At 37.6% G+C, this 19,674-nt stretch carries 14 protein-coding genes, 2 tRNA genes and 2 rRNA genes (1 of these 18 cut by a window edge); 11 read left to right on the plus strand and 7 right to left on the minus strand.

The genetic code is table 11. From position 1 onward, the window contains the following. The 5 genes from OD90_RS06570 to OD90_RS06590 all read right to left on the minus strand — a co-directional run. Positions 1-1,287 (minus strand): 23S ribosomal RNA (locus tag OD90_RS06570); it reaches 1,541 nt to the left of the window's first position. A gap of 237 nt (positions 1,288-1,524) precedes the next feature. Then, positions 1,525-1,601 (minus strand) — tRNA-Ala (locus OD90_RS06575). Positions 1,602-1,776: 175 nt separating this feature from the next. After that, positions 1,777-1,850: transfer RNA gene (locus tag OD90_RS06580), tRNA-Ile, on the minus strand. Positions 1,851-2,061: 211 nt separating this feature from the next. Next, positions 2,062-3,585: ribosomal RNA gene (locus tag OD90_RS06585) — 16S ribosomal RNA — on the minus strand. Together the 16S and 23S rRNA genes with 2 tRNA genes alongside form the textbook arrangement of a ribosomal RNA operon. A gap of 669 nt (positions 3,586-4,254) precedes the next feature. Next, positions 4,255-6,234, minus strand: a complete 1,980-nt coding sequence (locus OD90_RS06590) for a putative porin (protein ID WP_144668178.1) — start codon at positions 6,232-6,234, stop codon at positions 4,255-4,257. Positions 6,235-6,299: 65 nt separating this feature from the next. Between OD90_RS06590 and OD90_RS06595 the strand changes: the two genes are divergently transcribed. The 11 genes from OD90_RS06595 to OD90_RS06640 all read left to right on the plus strand — a co-directional run bounded on the left by OD90_RS06595 (position 6,300) and on the right by OD90_RS06640 (position 18,536). Continuing rightward, entirely contained in the window at positions 6,300-6,926 is a 627-nt protein-coding gene (locus tag OD90_RS06595; protein ID WP_144668180.1) for a ribonuclease HII, read from the plus strand. Between the two features lie 103 nt (positions 6,927-7,029). After that, positions 7,030-9,477: a hypothetical protein gene (locus tag OD90_RS06600; protein WP_144668182.1), complete on the plus strand. Its 2,448-nt coding sequence runs from the start codon at positions 7,030-7,032 to the stop codon at positions 9,475-9,477. Between the two features lie 97 nt (positions 9,478-9,574). Next, positions 9,575-12,403, plus strand: a complete 2,829-nt coding sequence (locus OD90_RS06605; RefSeq protein ID WP_186434719.1) for a response regulator — start codon at positions 9,575-9,577, stop codon at positions 12,401-12,403. 339 nt (positions 12,404-12,742) lie between these two features. Next, a complete protein-coding gene (locus OD90_RS13140) occupies positions 12,743-12,901 on the plus strand; it encodes a hypothetical protein (protein WP_186434720.1) in 159 nt (52 codons plus the stop codon). After that, the gene (locus OD90_RS06610; RefSeq protein ID WP_144668186.1) at positions 12,898-13,899 is read left to right on the plus strand and encodes a kelch repeat-containing protein; all 1,002 of its coding nucleotides are present in this window, start codon (positions 12,898-12,900) and stop codon (positions 13,897-13,899) included. The genes OD90_RS13140 and OD90_RS06610 overlap by 4 nt, the downstream gene beginning before the upstream one ends. 184 nt (positions 13,900-14,083) lie before the next feature. Then, positions 14,084-15,361, plus strand: a complete 1,278-nt coding sequence (locus OD90_RS06615) for an OmpA family protein (protein WP_144668188.1) — start codon at positions 14,084-14,086, stop codon at positions 15,359-15,361. Positions 15,362-15,370: 9 nt separating this feature from the next. Continuing rightward, positions 15,371-15,661 carry a hypothetical protein gene (locus OD90_RS06620; RefSeq protein WP_144668190.1) on the plus strand — a complete coding sequence of 97 codons (291 nt, stop codon included), beginning with the start codon at positions 15,371-15,373 and terminating at the stop codon, positions 15,659-15,661. A gap of 37 nt (positions 15,662-15,698) precedes the next feature. Continuing rightward, on the plus strand, positions 15,699-16,364 hold the full coding sequence (locus OD90_RS06625; protein ID WP_144668192.1) for a hypothetical protein: 666 nt from the start codon (positions 15,699-15,701) through the stop codon (positions 16,362-16,364). Between the two features lie 23 nt (positions 16,365-16,387). Beyond that, on the plus strand, positions 16,388-16,927 hold the full coding sequence (locus OD90_RS06630) for a hypothetical protein (RefSeq protein WP_144668194.1): 540 nt from the start codon (positions 16,388-16,390) through the stop codon (positions 16,925-16,927). A 70-nt stretch (positions 16,928-16,997) separates the two neighbouring features. Next, positions 16,998-17,477 (plus strand): hypothetical protein, encoded by a 480-nt coding sequence (locus OD90_RS06635; RefSeq protein WP_144668196.1) that lies wholly within the window; start codon positions 16,998-17,000, stop codon positions 17,475-17,477. A gap of 486 nt (positions 17,478-17,963) precedes the next feature. Further along, complete coding sequence (locus OD90_RS06640) at positions 17,964-18,536, plus strand: hypothetical protein (protein WP_144668198.1); 573 nt, start codon at positions 17,964-17,966, stop codon at positions 18,534-18,536. Between the two features lie 34 nt (positions 18,537-18,570). Here the strand turns inward: OD90_RS06640 and lipB are convergent, their stop codons facing one another. Together lipB and OD90_RS06650 are read right to left on the minus strand one after the other, a co-directional pair. Then, positions 18,571-19,287, minus strand: a complete 717-nt coding sequence (gene lipB / locus OD90_RS06645; RefSeq protein ID WP_144668200.1) for a lipoyl(octanoyl) transferase LipB — start codon at positions 19,285-19,287, stop codon at positions 18,571-18,573. Between the two features lie 186 nt (positions 19,288-19,473). Then, positions 19,474-19,632 (minus strand): YqaE/Pmp3 family membrane protein, encoded by a 159-nt coding sequence (locus tag OD90_RS06650; protein WP_144668202.1) that lies wholly within the window; start codon positions 19,630-19,632, stop codon positions 19,474-19,476. Between the last annotated feature and the right edge of the window lie 42 nt (positions 19,633-19,674).

Consider the following 19,674-nt stretch of genomic DNA (forward strand, 5'->3'; position numbering starts at 1 on the left):
ATGCCTACATTTTCTTTTCTATCCGTTCCAGCATACCTCACAGTACACCTTCAACACAAATAGAATGCTCCCCTACCGATCACTGCTCTTGCAGGATCCCATAGCTTCGGTAGATAGTTTATGCCCGATTATTATCCATGCCGGACCGCTCGACTAGTGAGCTGTTACGCACTCTTTAAATGAATGGCTGCTTCCAAGCCAACATCCTAGCTGTCAAAGCAGTCCAACCGCGTTTTTTCAACTTAACTATCATTTGGGGACCTTAGCTGATGGTCTGGGTTCTTTCCCTCTCGGACATGGACCTTAGCACCCATGCCCTCACTGCTGATTAACATTTTATAGCATTCGGAGTTTGTCAGGAATTGGTAGGCGGTGAAGCCCCCGCATCCAATCAGTAGCTCTACCTCTATAAAACTATAAATCAACGCTGCACCTAAATGCATTTCGGGGAGTACGAGCTATTTCCGAGTTTGATTGGCCTTTCACCCCTACCCACAGGTCATCCCAAGACTTTTCAACGTCAACGGGTTCGGTCCTCCACTTTGGGTTAACAAAGCTTCAACCTGCCCATGGGTAGATCACACGGTTTCGCGTCTACTCAAACTAACTATGGTCGCCCTATTCAGACTCGCTTTCGCTACGGCTCCAACTCTTAAAGTTTTAACCTTGCTAGTTAAAGTAACTCGTAGGCTCATTATGCAAAAGGCACGCCGTCAGTCCGAAGACCTCCGACCGCTTGTAAGCGTATGGTTTCAGGTTCTATTTCACTCCCTTATTCAGGGTTCTTTTCACCTTTCCCTCACGGTACTGGTTCACTATCGGTCTCTCAGGAGTATTTAGCCTTATGGGATGGTCCCCACAGATTCATACAGGGTTTCACGTGCCCCGCACTACTCAGGATACTACTATCTGTAACTGTCTTTACTTATACCGGGCTATCACCGTCTATGGCCACTCTTTCCAAAGTGTTCTAATTCATAAAGCACAAAATATCGTAGTCCTACAACCCCAGCAATGCCGTAACATTACTGGTTTGGGCTAATCCGCGTTCGCTCGCCACTACTAGCGGAATCACTTTTGTTTTCTTCTCCTCCGGGTACTTAGATGTTTCAGTTCTCCGGGTTTGCCTCCTTGCGGATACTATATCTTCAATATAGTGGGTTGCCCCATTCGGATATTTGCGGATCAATTCTTGTGTGCAGATCCCCGCAACTTTTCGCAGCTTATCACGTCCTTCATCGCCTCTGAGAGCCTAGGCATTCCCCATACGCCCTTAATTAGCTTATTGTACTTAATTGCTCTTTTAAGGGCTTATGTATAAAATACATAAACCTTTATATTATAATGAGTTATTCTTAATTCATATTAATTTGCGTATATAACTGCTAAAGCTATACACGACTTCTCGTATTCTTTAATTATTTCCCAATATGTCAATGAACGTCGCGAGTCGCGACAGACAATTAAAACTATCTGTGCTCTCACTCGCAATACGCTAGAGATAAAATATCTCCAGGTATTGCCTGGTGGAGAATATCGGAGTCGAACCGATGACCTCCTGCGTGCAAGGCAGGCGCTCTAGCCAGCTGAGCTAATCCCCCATTTCTATGAAATCAAGATGATGACATCAGATTTCGAATGACGAAGTAATGATTCTCAACTTCTAAAATTTCCTTCAAAATGTAATTTTTATGAACATTGCGATTTATATGCTTTCGCGAAAGCGGTATTCAATAATCAAACATACTCCTGAAAATATGTCTGGTCATTGACCAGTAGTCTCAGGCAGACTCGAACTGCCGACCTCTACATTATCAGTGTAGCGCTCTAACCAGCTGAGCTATGAGACTGTCTATAAGTCTATAGTCAATAAACAATAGTTACTAGTAAAAACTAATTACTAAAGTAAAACTACTATGTACTTATTAAATTATAATTAAATCGACAGCTATTGAAAACTAAAACCTATTACTGACCTTTCAGTATCGTAAGTCGCTTTGCTGTATACTCTTGATGTTTTACTAATAAATTAGTAAGCACAAGTGCAGGGACAAGCTCTAGAAAGGAGGTGTTCCAGCCGCACCTTCCGGTACGGCTACCTTGTTACGACTTAGCCCCAGTTACCAGTTTTACCCTAGGCCGCTCCTTGCGGTAACGGACTTCAGGTACCCCCAGCTTCCATGGCTTGACGGGCGGTGTGTACAAGGCCCGGGAACGTATTCACCGGATCATGGCTGATATCCGATTACTAGCGATTCCAGCTTCATGGAGTCGAGTTGCAGACTCCAATCCGAACTGAGATAGGGTTTATAGATTCGCTCCTGGTCGCCCAGTGGCTGCTCTCTGTCCCTACCATTGTAGCACGTGTGTGGCCCAGGACGTAAGGGCCGTGATGATTTGACGTCATCCCCACCTTCCTCACGGTTTGCACCGGCAGTCTGGCTAGAGTTCCCGACATTACTCGCTGGCAACTAACCACAGGGGTTGCGCTCGTTATAGGACTTAACCTGACACCTCACGGCACGAGCTGACGACAACCATGCAGCACCTTGTAATCTGTCCGAAGAAAAAGCCATCTCTGGCCCTGTCAGACTACATTTAAGCCCTGGTAAGGTTCCTCGCGTATCATCGAATTAAACCACATGCTCCACCGCTTGTGCGGGCCCCCGTCAATTCCTTTGAGTTTCATTCTTGCGAACGTACTCCCCAGGTGGGATACTTATCACTTTCGCTTAGTCACTCAGCCCGAAAGCCAAACAACTAGTATCCATCGTTTACGGCGTAGACTACCAGGGTATCTAATCCTGTTCGCTACCTACGCTTTCGTCCATCAGCGTCAATATATTGTTAGTGATCTGCCTTCGCAATCGGTATTCTATGTAATCTCTAAGCATTTCACCGCTACACTACATATTCTAACCACTTCACAATAATTCAAGACCTGCAGTATCAATGGCAATTCTATGGTTGAGCCACAGACTTTCACCACTGACTTACAAGCCCGCCTACGGACCCTTTAAACCCAATGATTCCGGATAACGCTTGCACCCTCCGTATTACCGCGGCTGCTGGCACGGAGTTAGCCGGTGCTTATTCTTATGGTACCGTCATCAGTATATACATATACCTTATTCTTCCCATATAAAAGTAGTTTACAACCCATAGGGCAGTCTTCCTACACGCGGCATGGCTGGATCAGAGTTGCCTCCATTGTCCAATATTCCTCACTGCTGCCTCCCGTAGGAGTCTGGTCCGTGTCTCAGTACCAGTGTGGGGGATCTCCCTCTCAGGACCCCTATCTATCGTAGTCTTGGTAAGCCGTTACCTTACCAACAAACTAATAGAACGCATAGTCATCTTATACCGCCGAAACTTTAAAGTATAAATGATGCCATAAATACTTACTATGGGGTATTAATCTTCGTTTCCAAAGGCTATTCCCCAGTATAAGGTAGATTCTATACGCGTTACGCACCCGTGCGCCGGTCGTCATCAAAGTGCAAGCACTTTATGTTACCCCTCGACTTGCATGTGTTAAGCCTGCCGCTAGCGTTCATCCTGAGCCAGGATCAAACTCTTCATCGTGTGTTTTTAATAATATTAAACTACTCACAATACAGAAATATCCGGTCAATAATAAACTTCTAGTTTTCAAATTCTTTGTAATAATACCCGAAAGTATTAATACGCGCTGTCAATTCAATAAATCAATGAACTTTTTTTAATCCTATTTCTATTCAAAACAAAACCAAAAAACTCTTTGTTAAATGCAAAGGAATCGAACCTTTCTTTTATACCATAACATTCTCTAAAAATACTCCTGAACTTCGCCTAGCTAACTACTGTTTTTCTAAGCGGGTGCAAATATACAACTTAAATTTATCCTGACAACTTTTTTAGAAAAAAAATTAAAGAAAATTTAAACCTCAACTCGCAAATCTTTTACTGAACTTATCTCCGAATATCTTACCCCTCAAAGCGGGCGCAAAACTACAACCCTTTTTTATATTCTAAAGCACTTTTTTAAAAAATATTTTAAAATAATTTATTCCAGTAAAAAACTCTCAATGAACTACCCGCTCTCGTTTAAACGGACGGCAAAGATACACACTTCTTTGTCCTAAACAAGAAAAATATTAAGAAAATTTAAGGTTTTATGTAAAGCACTATTAAATGATCTTAAAATCCACAACCACTACCCTATTATTGAGCAGATTATAGGTGGTGAAAATTTTCGCGGAAGCGGAGGAAAGTTTATAGAAAGAAGTTCCAAACAATTCCAAATCTGACATTAAAGTCACGATACGGATAACTAGGTGCGCTATAAAAATTATTCCCAGTGAAGCTGCTATTAAAATGCTCGGCCTTTACGAAGATGCGGGTTTGACGCACTTTAAGGTTTATAAAGAAATCAAATAGCGGGAAATTACCTAACTCTTCTGTGTTTTGTACATAAAATTCTGAAAGAATAGGATCATAAGCATTCATGTTATATTTAGAAAAATAATTTGCCGTAATCCCTGTTTGTAAAAAAAGTGCTTTCTTAAACAATCGATCCGTGAAATAGACAGACCCTCGAGTGACAAAATCTGGTACATTAAGCACATTTTCTGCCCCACTTACATTTTGATAGGTTGCAGTAATATCAAAATTAAACTTCCGGTACTTTAAGTTTTTATTTGCTGTTATCTTTAGGTGGTTTATAGCTTCACTACTTTGGAAAGAGTTTACTAAAGTGTCTGATGGATCAACCTTAAAATAAGTATAGTTATTTATAGTACTAGCCGAAACCTCGGCATTCACCCAGTCTGGTGCTTTGAGCGATGCTGCTAGGGTGTTGGTCTTTACATTACTGTATACATCATCATTATACCAATTATAACTTATATAGTTACTTTGAAATAGTAGGTGGTTGTACGCCACAGGGCTTGAATTACTCAAAATGCTAGCAGAAAAATATTTTGTACTATCTATATCGTATCCGGCTTCTCCATATAAATTATACCCATCGAAATTTCCAGAGATATTTACTTGAGCGTTTGCTTTTACTATAAAACCGCGAATTTTGTTTTTATACCCTCCACCTAAGGCAAAAATCATCCCTTGTAATCTATTAGGTATGATGTCATTGTCCTCTCCTTGTAGTAGCACCCTTTTGTAACCATAATCATAATAGGTAGTGTTTGCTTGGAATTTTAATTGACCTAATTTTGCATCCTCATATACTACATTGAGCTCATTATAGGTCTCCTCGTTATCTGTTCTATCTGAGAAATTTACTTGTTTAAAAGCCTCTCCATATATATCGTTAGCACTTTCTTGAGAGAATTTATAAAACTTATTCTCGCTATTAAAAATATGACCGACACGTAGTGAATAGTCTTTTAAACTATCTTTCTTCTGGATGATGTTATAAAAATGATTAATGTACACACGTGTACCATCCAAAGTACTCTCTGCATCTTGATAGTTTACAGAAAGCCTAGATCTATCATCTACATCCTCATCTCCACTGGCAAATAAGCTTAATGCTTGAGGAGTTAATCCTCCATTTTCTTGGTTTAGTAAATCTTGTGCTACCCAATGTGTTTTAATATAATATCTTTCATTTTTTGTATTGTAGCTACCACCAAATCTAAAATTACCTGAACTGGTGAGTGCATTTTGGTACTTACCTAAACTACGAACTCCTTTATAAGCAATGAACATATTCAACCTAGGGTGTATATTCATTGTGAAATGTGCATCCAGTTGTTGCCCTTGCTCGAAGGCACTTCTATAGTACAGTTCTGTAAGGGGTGTAGGAGTATGATAATACATAATATCTTCAACCTCCATATATGCAAAGTGCCTAGCTTGAGCTATATAACCTGGCATAGTACGTACCTTATCAAATTTTTGAATAAGGGTGTTATGGGTTTGACCCGTATTTGCAAAAGGCAAAAGACCATATCTATCTCTACGGAGATAATTAAACTTATAATCCTTTTGTATATTAAGCGTGGTATCTACATAAGTAGTATCTCTGGCAATCGATATTATCTTATAGTCTGTTACAGGTGGTCGATCAAATGCTTTTATATTGGCACTTTTTGCATCCCGGGCATTAAGGCCGTCTGGCTCATCTGTAAAGATATCTCTTGAGTTTTTTCGAGGTACTCTATCGAGCTCGCCTACTTGAGCAAAAACGGCTGTTTGCACAAAACAAAAAAGAACTACCCAAAATTTATTCATAGAAAAAAATTATTGCGCCAAAATTACATTATTTACACCTATTCTAGTATTTTGACCCTCTAATTATGCTTAAACTCTCTTATCATTCTCACCTCATTGAATGTGGCACAGACGAAGCTGGTCGAGGTTGCCTTGCTGGACCTGTAACCGCTGCAGCTGTAATGCTGCCTTCTAAATTTTCAAATAATCTGCTTACAGATTCAAAACTTCTTACAGAGAAGAAACGAGAATTACTCAAACCTATTATAGAAGAAGCGGCCATTGCTTATGCTTTCTCCCATGTTTTCATGGAGGAAATCGATAAGATTAATATTTTACAAGCTTCCATAACGGCAATGCACCGTAGTCTGGATGGGATGATTGACACGCTTTCGCGAAAGCGTGACCAACCACAACATATTTTAGTCGACGGTAATAAGTTTAATCCTTACCCAGACATTTCTCACACAACTATCGTAAAAGGAGATAGCAAGTATTTACCTATAGCCGCGGCTTCTATATTAGCTAAAACCGAACGAGATCTCTTTATGAATCAAATACACGAGGAGTACCCTATGTATAACTGGAAGCAAAATAAAGGGTACCCTACTAAGGAACATCGTGAGGCTATACGCAAGTTTGGCGTTACGAAATATCATCGTAAAAGCTTTCGTCTATTACCTGAACAATATGAAATCAAATTTATAGACTAAGCTTAAAGAAAAATTGTTAAAAATTTTTAGATAACAATTTACACAAGGCCTCTGTAAGCATCGTAGGTATCTGTATTTTTGATACCTAAAGTGACCTATTCTAATGAGACATACGCTAGCCTTTTTATTGCTTATATTTTCTATTATTAGTTGCCAAAACATTAAGGACAGCAGTACTGACCTCACTCAGTACATCCCTAGAAAAGCTGCTGTTGTTATTAAAGTTAATGACCTTGCTGCACTACAATCTGATATTGCTAATAATGATTTTATCCAAACATTTAGTGAGACGCCTGCTTATAAATTTATAGCAGCTCAAAATAAGTTTCTTGTACAATTAAAGCCTCAAGGAGAAACACTTTTATGTTTTACAAAACTTGGTGCTACAGATTATGAAGTAAGTCTTATTACCAAGCTTCATAAGGATCTTATAAAAAATGATTCTACTCAAATTACCAAAGGAGCCATTAAGCAGCTGGACAGTACGGCTTCTTATGCATACATAGCAAAGGGCAATGTTTTTATAGCCAGTACCTCAACCTTACTTCTTGAAAACATAGAGCGTGCGACCACAGAAAAGATAGCCGAAGACCTCATTTTTAAAAAAGCATATCAATCTGCCAGCAATAGCGCAATTGCTACAGTATTACTCAAAGGTGAAGAAGGCGCCACCTTATTTGCAGACTTTTTTCCCGCTGCAGATCAAAACTACTTGCAAGATACATTCTCTTGGGTCGCTATGGATCTCAACCTGGATTATAATGATATAAAAACAGCAGGAGTTGTACTCACGCAAGAAGGTCGTGAAGCCCGTCTTAATTTATTACGCAACACTACTCCTAAGAAAAATCGTATTACCCATATTGCGCCTACCTCACTCCAATCTCTTACCGCAATTACCTATAAGGATTGGGAAGTTTTCAAAAACAACAAAGCTGCTTATCTAAGGGTAGATCCATCCGTTTTTAAGGTAGCTCAAGAAGACTTATTTTCTTCGTTTGATGAAGTGGGAACAATATCTTTGGGAGCTACCTCAGTAATCATTGCGATCTCTAATGACCCGAGCAAAACAGAAGAAGCACTCGTAGGCAACGATTTTAAAACCACCTTTAGAGACATAGAGATTTATAATTTTTCCCAGCAGGACGATTTCAAAAAAACGTATGGACCCCTGCTTAATTTACCAGACGTAACTATGTATGCTCTTGTAGATGACATATATGTATTTGCAAATGATCAAACAACGCTAGAGTCTATCATTGCAAACTATCAAAATAACGCTACACTACATAAGAACACTCTCTTTCAAAACTCTGCAAAGCAGCTAAGTGATGCTTCAAGTTATCTTTATATTGAAAGCCTAGATAGTGAAACATACAAACTGCGCAGTGGTAAAAACTCCCAAAAGTTGATGCGTAACATAAGCTTAACTAACTATCACTATGTAGCGCAGCAGCTAGTTCAAGAATCTGATTATATGCTACTCAATGGTTTGATCACAAAAAATGAAGACCTAGTAAATGCTGGCGGAATTGCTCAAATTGCTAATGTAAAACTCAATGCAGACCTAGTGATGTCACCACAATTGGTAAAAAATCATCGCACTAACGGGATGGACATTGTTACACAAGATGTAAACAACACGCTTTACCTGATTAGTAATGCAGGTAAGGTTTTATGGCAAAAAAATCTTGATGGACCCGTACTAGGCGATATGCAACAAGTAGATTTATATCGTAACGGGAGGCTCCAGCTCGCCTTTACAACACCTAAATCGCTATACATTTTAGACAGAAATGGTAAAGAAGTAGGTGCATTTCCCCTAAGCTTTAGTACTACTATTACACAACCTCTCGCTGTTTTTGACTACGACAATAATAGAAAATATCGTTTTGTTGTGGTTCAAAACGATCAACTATTAATGTACGATAAAAATGGGGATGCTGTTACTGGATTTACATTTAACAAAGCGCCGAGTCCAGTTCTATTTCCTCCTACTCATGTGCGCACTGCTAACAAGGATTACATAGTAGTTGCTGAAAACAACGGCAAATTAAATATCTTAAGTCGCACGGGTAAAAGTAGAATAGATGTAAAGAGGAAAATTGATTTTGGAAACACGCCTATCTATAAAAGCGGTAGTAATTTTGAAACCTATAATGTAAACGGCGAAAAAATAAGTATTACAACCAGCGGGAAATTAACCCAAAGTATATCGGAGCATAGTTCTGACTCAAAAATTACAATAAGCCCACAATTTAAAGTGGCACAGAGAGAAAATACCCTATACATAAACGGCAAGAAAATGGAGATTCCTTTTGGCTCTTATGCAAAGCCTACAGTTGCTATTGTTAAAAATAAAAAATACATTTCTTTAACAAATAAAGAATCAAGTGAGGTATTTATATACGATGGTAAAGGAAGGCTACTCCCTAACTTTCCTGTATATGGAATATCACCTGCTAGTATTGGTCATTTAGAACGTAATAAAACCTTAGGGTTTGTTACGCAAGGAAGCCCTAGCTCTGTATTAGTTTATAAGATCAATTGAGATAAATGTAACATAGATCTGTTACAATTTTTTGAGTGCTAATTAATTGGTATGGTTATAATTGCTACTTTTAAGTGGTAACAACCTATTAATGATTATGATCAAAGTCTTTTTAATTTTTTTTAGTTTTTCCTTTTGTTTCTCGAGTTATGCGCAAAGTGACAACTATACTTTAAAAAAAAATCTTTCTTTATCTCAAAGATTATTTGATGAAAAAAAATATGATAGTGCACATAAGATAGCACAGGTAGTCTACCATGAAGCTTTAGCTTCACAAAGCGATTCTCTTTTACTTGCCGCACTAGTCCAACAAGTGTTAACCTCATCAAAAGCTATTCCAAATAGCACAGATAGCCTGTATAAACAAACTCTAAATTTAGCTTTAGAATTTGATGATACTCCACTACTAATTCAAACCTATTATATTAAAGGCCAAACCCTGTATAACTCTAATAGATATGGTGATTCACAATCATATTTCTTAAAAGTAGATTCTCTTGCTAAAAAACACAATCTTCTAAACGAGACAGTGGTAAGAGCAATACTTGCCCGCTCTGAAATCTCACGAACAACTTTTACACATGAGGGAGTAAATAAAGCATCAGAATTACAAGAAGAAGCACTCCTGCTTGCTAAACAATTAAATAATGATGGTCTCAAATATGATATATATGTAAGACTCGCAGATATGAATGGTCTCAAAGGAAATATGGCTGAAGTAAAAAAATATTTAGATCTGACATTTCCTTATTATAAATCAAAAAATAATATCAAACTACTACACCGACTATATTTTACTGAAGTGAGTTACTTCTACGAATTGAATGAACTTGAAAAGGCTGAAGAAAGTATAATAAATTCCATCAACTATTTTATTTCTCAAGATGCAAAAGAAGAACTAGCTAGTAGCTACGTGAGATATGGAAACTATTTTAGAAAGAAAAAAAAAGATTGTGTTATGGCAATTTCACAATTCAAAAAAGCGCAAGAGATTTATAAAAATATGAATCAAGAGGTAACTGATCGCTTTATGTATTTACTGGAGGGGTTAGCACTATGCCAAGCGGCAAATAATAATTATAAAGAAGCATACGCATTTTATCAAAAAACATATGAAACAAAGAAAAAACTAGTCAAGAATGCAAATAATGAATTAACCCGCAACTTAGAATCAAAATATCAAGCAGAAAAGAAGGAGCAGGAAATTGCACTCCTAAAATCACAAAATCAGTATGCGATTATTCAAAAAACAAATGAGCGTATAGTACTAATTGGTGGGCTAGTCCTTACTACGATAGCTGGAACGTTTCTATTCTTTGGATTTAAAAATCGCAAGAAAACTAATAATAAACTGCGCGAACTCAATATTGCCAAATCTAACTTTTTTGCCAATATTTCTCACGAGTTTCGTACTCCTATATCGCTTATTTCAGGCCCTATTGAGCATCAATTGCAGAAATCTAATTTACCCAAACAAGAAAAACATCACTTGCAAATGGCTCAACGTAACTCTAAACGTCTTTTAACCCTAGTCGATCAACTTCTCGATATCTCAAAATTGGAATCTAATCAGTATCACTTGAAAGTAAGCCAAGGGAATTTAAAAATTTTCATCAACGCATTATCTTCCCCATTTGAATTTCTTGCTGGTAAAAAAGATCAAGACTTCCATCTTAACAACACTATCCCAGAAAAAATATGTTGGTTTGATAAAGATGCACTAGAAAAAATAATCACCAATTTACTTTCTAACGCTGTAAAATACAGTCCAGAAGAAGCTAAAATTGATCTATATACGACTCTGCTGGGCGATACACTTGAGCTTATTGTAAAAAATTCTGGTGTAGATATATCACACAATGTTCTTAAAACTATTTTTAATCGTTTTCAACGAGCCGATGAAGAAACTATAGGTTCCGGAATTGGCCTTGCACTAACAAAAGAACTTGTTGAGCTTCACAAGGGAACAATTACAGTCGTTAGCGATAATAATTGTATGCTTTTCAAAGTGATTCTTCCTGTTACTGCAGCGGCCTTTTCAGAGGATGAATTTTGTAACCATACAACTGCTATTAATAATGAGGCTATAATAGATTCCGAAGACACTTTTGTAAATCCAAATTCTACAAAGTTTATAATAGATAATGATGATGACATTTTCACAAAAAACACTACCCCTATTTTACTCATCGTAGATGATAATGCAGATCTAAGGAAATATGTAACGAGTCTATTTGATGAACAATACATTATTCACACAGCTGAAAATGGTAAATTAGGCTTTGAAATTGCAAAAGAAGTCGTGCCAGATATTATCATCACGGACCTTATGATGCCTCAAGAAGATGGTCTCATTTTTACAAAAAACTGCAAGTCTACAGATACTACATCACACATTCCGATATTGATGCTTACAGCAAAAGCGGGGGACGAAAACCAACTTAAGGGTTTAGAAACAGGCGCAGATAGCTATCTTACAAAACCCTTCAATACGGAAATTTTAAAAAGAACTGTCCACAATCTATTATACAGTTATAAAAAACTTCAGGAACGTTTTACCAAAGAGGTTGTGTTATTACCTAAAGATCTTGCCACAAACTCCACCGAGGAGAAATTTCTTGATAATCTTAAATCCGTATTGGATGATAAGTTGATTGAATCTGACTTCAGTACAGAAAAATTTGCACAAGCACTGGGGATGTCCCGAATGCAATTGCACAGAAAACTAAAAGCTCTGACAGGTCTTTCTGCGACAGAGTTTATAAGAACACAAAGGCTCAAACTAGCAGCCCAAATGCTCAAAAATTCTGATAGTAATGTTTCACAAGTTGGATATGCTGTGGGCTTTAACAATCATTCGTATTTTACAAAATGTTTTAAAGAGCAGTATGGAATTGCTCCTTCTGAGTACGACAAAAACCCATAAACACCTCTTTCCTTCAGGGGTGTTTACCCCTTTATAATCAACCTGTTACATCTGTTACAACCTTTGTTACATCTGTTACAGCAATAGCTGTAACAGTAAGATAGCTTTGTCCTATTGATACAGATATCATATATAGATAATTGCTAAGGATACCTAGTAAGATATCCTATTCTAAATCAATTATTACAGGTGTTTAATGGATCTAGCTTTTGCAAAAAAATAATTTCAAACCATCCTGTTACATATAAAATAGTATCTGTACATAACAGACAGGATGTTGGAATAAACAGAAATAGTTTTGGCTCAAGTATATAGTCTCTCACAAAATATACATCAGCAATGACTAAGTTAAAAAAATATGAAGGTACACTTCCAGAGCACCCCCACTTTGAGATTTACCTAAATATAGATCATCTGGCAAGTGGAGAATATGAATTGAAAATCGTAAATAAAAACAAAATCATAACAATAATAACCTTTAAAAAAAACCAATTATGAAAACCCTAAAATTCATTTTTGCATTAACACTATTTTTTAGCGGCTTCATATTGATTTCGTGTGACACCGATGATTCATCAGCTGGACCAGAGATAATAACTGATGATGGAGAAGACCTCTCTTTATTATTTACTACCCAGACGGAAGAAGATCAGATAGGTGAGTTTGCAAATAACGCCATGGTAGCTTACGATGGAAGTATTTGGGTAGTAGGAGGTCATATAGGTTTTGGTCCTCCTTATTTCACGTCGACTAGTCAAGTCTGGCGTAGTGAGAACGGTGCAAACTGGCTCTCTGTTTCTTCAGAACAGTTTCCAGCTAGAACGGGACATTCCCTTAATGTTATTGATGGTAAAATGGTGATGATAGGCGGCATAAACCCTGATACCTCAGAAGATTTTGCAGATATATGGACCTCTATCGATGGTTTAAGTTGGGTACTAGAGGGTACCCTTCCCTTTGGAAGCGTTTACCATCATACAGTAACTGAGTTTAATGGACGATGGTATCTCATTTATGCGAGTAGTGTGTTCTCCTCTATAAATGGTGTTGATTGGACTTTCGAGACCACAACTGGTTTTGCAGCGGCAAATTTTCAAAAGGCAGTTGTTTTTGATAATGCGCTCTATGTAGTAGGGGGGCTTACTGCAAGTAATAGTAGAGTAAATGAAGTCTGGAAAACCACAGACGGCAGTATTTGGGAAGAAGTAAGCCTCTCTGGTGATATTTATACACCTAGAGTTAATCATACAGTTACAACCTACAATGGTAAGGTTTTCATGATAGGTGGAAGAGCTGGAACAACGATTTTTAGGGAAATCTTCTACACTAATGATATGGAAAACTGGACGCAATATGACTTGGAAGAAGATACTGATGGTACGAGTGATGGGCTCTATGCACATAACACACTATTATATCGTGACGCTCTTTGGATTTTTGGCGGATACAACAGCACACAAGCCTCTAGCGAAATTCTCAGCATAACAGAAGAATAGACGTGTTAAACAACACACCCATTAATCGTATAGATGTGTTTCTTAACGCTTTCGCGAAAGCGATAAGGATTGCAATTACTAAAAAATCATAAAATGAAGAACAATCCCCCTGATACTGAAAATTCGTTGGAACACTAAGCTCAAGTATTAGAAAATGCGAAATAAAATTTAAAAACACACTCTTATGAAACCAGCTAAAATTATTTTAATTATCGGACTACTGTTTAGCTTTACAACCGCAGAAGCTCAATTTCTAAAAAAACTTGGAAAAGCCGCTGAACGTGCAGCAAAAAAAACTGTAGAGAGACGCACTGAAAGAGAAACAGAAAAAAGAACTGATGCTGCTCTTGATAGCGTACTTGATAACAAAAAACGAAAACGCAAGAGACGCAAGAACAGAAAAAATAAAGGCGGTCCTATTATAGGAGGTGAAACCGATAAGGGTACTACAGATCCCAATTATGAGATCAGTAGAGCTTCCGACTTTGAGCCTGGAGCAATGTCTCTATTTGAAGATGCATTTAACAAAGAGAATCAAGGCGATTTTCCAGCGCGTTGGGATACCAATGGTAGTGGAGAGATTACTGTAATCAATGGCGAAAAATGGCTGCGATTAGGAGGGAATTCTAAATACATTCCAATGCTCAAAAAAAGCCTGCCAGAAAACTACACCGTAGAGTTTGACATGCTTACGCAAGGACTCGATCATAGAACTAGTTCCCAAGCTTGGATCACCTTACTCTTAGAAGATAACTCTGATTTTAAACGTGCTAAAAACTGGTGTATGGTTGAGCTCTCACCGTGTCAATTCATCCACTCACCTGGTACCGTTGAAAAAGTTGTAAATGGAAAACGCGAGATACGCAACAATATTGGAAAAGACTACCGTAATCTCATTAATGGAAAATCCCATATTGCAATAGCTGTAAATAAAACCCGAATTCGTGTTTGGATGAATGACAGTAAACTGGTAGACATCCCTCGCCTAGTCCCAGCTGGAGCTAATGTTTTTAAAATACACACTAGAGGATTGCGGGATGCTGCTGGAGTAGATGAACTATATATAAGCAACTTTAGAATAGGTGCAGCAGGTGAGGACAACCGCAGCAAACTAATTACCGAGGGGAGACTTTCTACAAACGCTATCCTTTTTGAATCTGGTAGTGATCAATTAAAAAGTAGCTCCTATAAGATTATTCGTGAGATCGTAGAAGTACTCGAACGAAACCCAGAGGTACGCATCCAGATCATTGGTCATACAGATACAGATGGGAATACAGCTAGCAATCTTGCGCTTTCGCGAAAGCGAGCTCAGGCTGTTAAAAAAACCATGACTGTTCAATATGGAATTGCATCTTCTCGAATAACAACCGACGGAATGGGCGAGAGCCAACCCATAGCCAAAAATAGTTCCCCAGATGGCAAAGCCCAGAACCGTCGCGTAGAATTCATAAAGCTCTAAAATCCAAACATGAAAACAATAATCAAATTTGTTCATCTTATGATACTTACGCTATGTGTATCATGTGGAGGAGGTGTCAATTACGATGGTTTTACGACCAACGATGATGGAGGAATAGATGAACTAACATTGGTAGAGACTTGGGATACTTCTAGTGGAACTCTTTCAGGACAAGCTCAAAATGAATACCTCATACTTGAAGAGGACAATACGCTTGAAGGGTGTAGTGCTTATAGTATTGCCTTTAACGACGCGAACTTCTGGACCAATGCATCACCGCACACATCTGGAAAACAATAACTTATAAAAACTAATTTAATACTCTAAAATAACCCCTATGAAAAATCTATGTATTGCCATTGCAATTTTTGTCTGGCTACCAGTAGTATCTCAAAATTCCTGTAGTCAATTTTATCCTACAGAAGAAGGAAAAACCTTAATCATCCATCAACTAAATAAGCGAGAACGACTTTCCTCAATTACTGAGTTTACTGTGCTCGAAGCTACCACTGAAGGACTTAAAATAGGTATGATTTTAAAAGATAAACGTAATGAACCTATCACTGAGGCTACTTTTAGAGCAACATGTTCTAATGGGACAACGCTGCTCGAACCAGAATCTATAATGAGTGGATTAATGCGTCAATATGAAGCTATGGAATACAGGATTACAGGCGATGCTATTTCTATACCTAATGATTTAAATGTAGGACAGTCTCTACCTGATGCCGAAGTTACTATGGTTATCAATAGTGGAATCATGAATATTACCTCAACGGTAAAAATGACAGACAGAAAAGTTGTGGATGAAGAAGCTATATCAACACCTGCAGGCACTTTTGATTGTTTTGTCATCACGTATACAAACACGTTACAAATGGGACTCTCCAGAACGATGAAAAGCACTCAATGGATTGCCACTGGTTTAGGAATGATACAAGAAGAAACCAGAAAGGAAAATGGTAACCTCATTACTAAAAGCGTTTTATACGCTATAAATTAATAACCTTTTATAAAATGAATAGTATGGAAACTTTAAATACATTAAAAGGCATACTCTTATGCTTAGCGATAAGTTGTTTGATAGGTTGTGATACCGATATTCCTGAAACTGATAACATTTCACCGACGTTTAGATTTGAGATAAGGGGAGATGGTTTTAGCCGGGTGTTTACAGAAGAAGATGAATTTGATGATTTTCAACTCAATTTAAAAGCTGGAGCCTCTTTTACTATAATGTTCTCAGGAGCCGATCAAGGTGGATTAAAAAGACTACAAATGGAGTTTCCTCAGGAATACTTTGATTTTCAAACCGATATTGATAGCCCTTGGCAAACTACCACTAATACTTTTACAAGAACTATATACTGGAATGGAGATCGCGAGAACCCTCTTACAGGTTATGTTTTTAATGGTAGATTCATAGCAAGTAATGATGTTGGGTTTCCTTCTATATATCTACGTGCTGAGGATTTTGGAGGAGAAAGTGGTCCTCCCTTTAATATATCTGAGGGAACGATCAATATCAGTATTAACAATCACGATACGGAAGTACTAAATTATTAATTACAGGATCACAAGTGTCAACCATTTATGATATAAAATAACAAACAATAATTAATTTAAAACAACTATTATGAAAACACTTAAAAAACTTACCTATTTGACTTTTGTAGTATTATCTCTTTTTACCACAGCCTGTAGTGATGATGGAGAAGATGGAATGGACGGAATCGATGGCATTGATGGTGAACAAGGGCCTGCCGGGGAAGATGGCAATGCAAATGTCTCCTCTATCTTGCTAGAAAACCAAACAATCACAACTGGTAATACCATTATTGATATTCCAGAACTGACACAGGAAATTTATGATACAGGGATTGTGTATGCCTATGTTACTGTGACAGGAAATGAATACTGGGAAGTATTACCACTTAGTTCTTCAGGATCTATAATCTTAGAAATAGACAGAATTGAGGTTGGTCGAGTGACATTACGCTCCACATTCACGCAATCTAACTTGAGACTCAGGTTTGTGCTCATGGAAGGAAACTCATTGGGCGGGGTGGTAGATTTTAATGACTACGGACAAGTGGAGAGCTACTTAGGCCTGTAATCTTATTATTTAAGAATATCTTATTTTTTAAAGTTCCTGACAATTGATATGCAGTAAAAGATCCTTACGGCGCAAAAACTACTTAAAAAAATATATAGGTCACAAACACCTACGATACTGGAAATGATTTCAATAGTATAAAAAGATTTGTGGTTCCAAAAATTAGGTTATTATTATTTCCACTATGCAGTAAGAAAATCTAATACTGTTACAAATGCTTTTTAGGAATCCATTTTATGTAAACACTGAAATAAATTACAATCTAATGAAGGACGGCTACGGCATAAAAACCAACGTAAGCGGTAATTATTTTTTTAAATACTAGTCAAAAGTGTATCTACTCCTGAGAAATTTTTGTTAGAGATTTGATGCGGACATCGCTGTTAAAGGAAGTTGTGTTTAAAGCAAAAAAGTTGAATGAGCACAAAGGAGAGCTTTCAAATAATAATCCATATAATCAACACAATTAATTTAAAAACAACTATTATGAAAACTATTAAACAATTTATGTATTGTGCTTTTGTAGCATTATCTATTTTTTGTATCTCTTGTGAAGCTGAAGATGGTACTGATGGGGTTGACGGCCAGCAGGGAGTGCCTGGTCAGGATGGAGAAGATGGTAATGCAAATGTATTATTAAGAACAGTAGATCCTTTCCCAGCTTGGACAGCGGGTTCCTATCTAGGAGCGCCAGCTAATACTGTGGAAATTTCAGAACCACTATTAACTGGAGATATTCTCAACACATCCCTCGTACTAGTTTATTTTCAACTATTTAATCAGCCCACTTGGTATCCAATGACTTTGAATTACATAGAAAACGACGGTAGCGATCAAGTTATCACCTTTACTTATGAAGAAAATAAAATAGACATCTATGCAATGCAATCTGGTTCTGTACTAGACGCCGACATAACAAAGGTGAGATATTTTATCATCCCTGCGATGGATGCTGGTAGAAGTGCAAATAATTCAGAAAAAAATATTGGCGCATTAAAAGATGCAGGTGTAGATATCTCAAATATATACGAAGTAATGAATTATTTTAATATAGACTAAACTTAGAATTCTTGAATTAGCAAAGAGTCGGGATTTAAATCTCGGCTTTTTTTGTTACAAATTCTGCATCAAACAGCTGGGTAAAATGCTTAAGAAGTTTTTCCTTCACCTCAGCTTGATCTATGTGTGGCTTTGCCAGCTCTACATTGAGCGAAGTGACGGCCTTATCTTTAATCCCACACGGTATCATCAAGTCAAAATAACCCAGATCTGCATTTACATTTAACGCAAACCCGTGCATCGTCACCCAGCGACTGGCCCGCACACCAAGTGCACAAATCTTACGTGCAAATGGCGTACCTACATCAAACCACACTCCAGTTTCACCAGGAGAACGTTCGGCTTTTAGGCCGTACTCGGCTAAGGTAAGGATGACCATTTCTTCCAGTAAACGTAGATATTTGTGAATGTCTGTAAAAAAATGATCGAGATCTAAAATAGGATACCCTACAATTTGACCGGGTCCGTGGTAGGTAATATCTCCACCACGATTGATTTTATAGAAAGTAGCATTCTTTTCGGCTAGCTCTTTTTCGCTGACAAGCAAATTAGACATATCCCCACTTTTACCTAACGTAAACACGTGTGGATGCTCTACAAACAAGAAATGGTTTGTGGTTTCTAGCCCAGCATCTTCCCGTCTGTTCTTGATTTTTATATCGCGTGTAGCATCAAAAAGCTGCTGCTGGTAGTCCCAGGTTTCTTTATAATCCTTGTTACCAAGGTCCTCTAAAATGATTTTTCTATTCACGCCGCAAAGGTAATACAATTAAGCCCTTTCCATGAAAATCTGCTGTTTCTAAACTATTTTACAACGGATAGTTCCACTTTAAATAGATAAATCAAATTCTATCTTTAAGATTTACAAACTGACAATTGATTTGATGAGAATGCCTTTACTCTCAGGTACTATACACAAGAGAACCTACTATTAAGATTACCGCTGCGGCTTATTTAAAATAACTAATGCCGCAATTACCCCAGGCACCCAGCCACAAAGCCATAATAGAAACACGATAATAATGGACCCACAACCTCTGTCAAGAACCGCTAGGGGTGGGAAAAAGATGGCAAGCAAGACACGCCAGATACTCATAGATTTAAATTTTTATACTCGTATACATACGAGAATTGATGA

The organism is Dokdonia sp. Hel_I_53, assembly GCF_007827465.1.
In the GTDB taxonomy this organism is placed as follows: domain Bacteria; phylum Bacteroidota; class Bacteroidia; order Flavobacteriales; family Flavobacteriaceae; genus Dokdonia.

What these genes read in the sequence shown, in the direction of transcription:
- OD90_RS06635 (WP_144668196.1), top strand. Translation starts at nt 16,998, where the DNA reads ATGAAAACACTTAAAAAACTTACCTATTTGACTTTTGTAGTATTATCT.
- OD90_RS06620 (WP_144668190.1), top strand. Translation starts at nt 15,371, where the DNA reads ATGAAAACAATAATCAAATTTGTTCATCTTATGATACTTACGCTATGT.
- OD90_RS06630 (WP_144668194.1), top strand. Translation starts at nt 16,388, where the DNA reads ATGGAAACTTTAAATACATTAAAAGGCATACTCTTATGCTTAGCGATA.
- OD90_RS06615 (WP_144668188.1), top strand. Translation starts at nt 14,084, where the DNA reads ATGAAACCAGCTAAAATTATTTTAATTATCGGACTACTGTTTAGCTTT.
- OD90_RS06590 (WP_144668178.1), bottom strand. Translation starts at nt 6,234, where the DNA reads ATGAATAAATTTTGGGTAGTTCTTTTTTGTTTTGTGCAAACAGCCGTT.
- OD90_RS06640 (WP_144668198.1), top strand. Translation starts at nt 17,964, where the DNA reads ATGAAAACTATTAAACAATTTATGTATTGTGCTTTTGTAGCATTATCT.
- OD90_RS06605 (WP_186434719.1), top strand. Translation starts at nt 9,575, where the DNA reads ATGATCAAAGTCTTTTTAATTTTTTTTAGTTTTTCCTTTTGTTTCTCG.
- OD90_RS06610 (WP_144668186.1), top strand. Translation starts at nt 12,898, where the DNA reads ATGAAAACCCTAAAATTCATTTTTGCATTAACACTATTTTTTAGCGGC.
- OD90_RS06625 (WP_144668192.1), top strand. Translation starts at nt 15,699, where the DNA reads ATGAAAAATCTATGTATTGCCATTGCAATTTTTGTCTGGCTACCAGTA.
- OD90_RS06600 (WP_144668182.1), top strand. Translation starts at nt 7,030, where the DNA reads ATGAGACATACGCTAGCCTTTTTATTGCTTATATTTTCTATTATTAGT.
- OD90_RS13140 (WP_186434720.1), top strand. Translation starts at nt 12,743, where the DNA reads ATGACTAAGTTAAAAAAATATGAAGGTACACTTCCAGAGCACCCCCAC.
- OD90_RS06650 (WP_144668202.1), bottom strand. Translation starts at nt 19,632, where the DNA reads ATGAGTATCTGGCGTGTCTTGCTTGCCATCTTTTTCCCACCCCTAGCG.
- OD90_RS06595 (WP_144668180.1), top strand. Translation starts at nt 6,300, where the DNA reads ATGCTTAAACTCTCTTATCATTCTCACCTCATTGAATGTGGCACAGAC.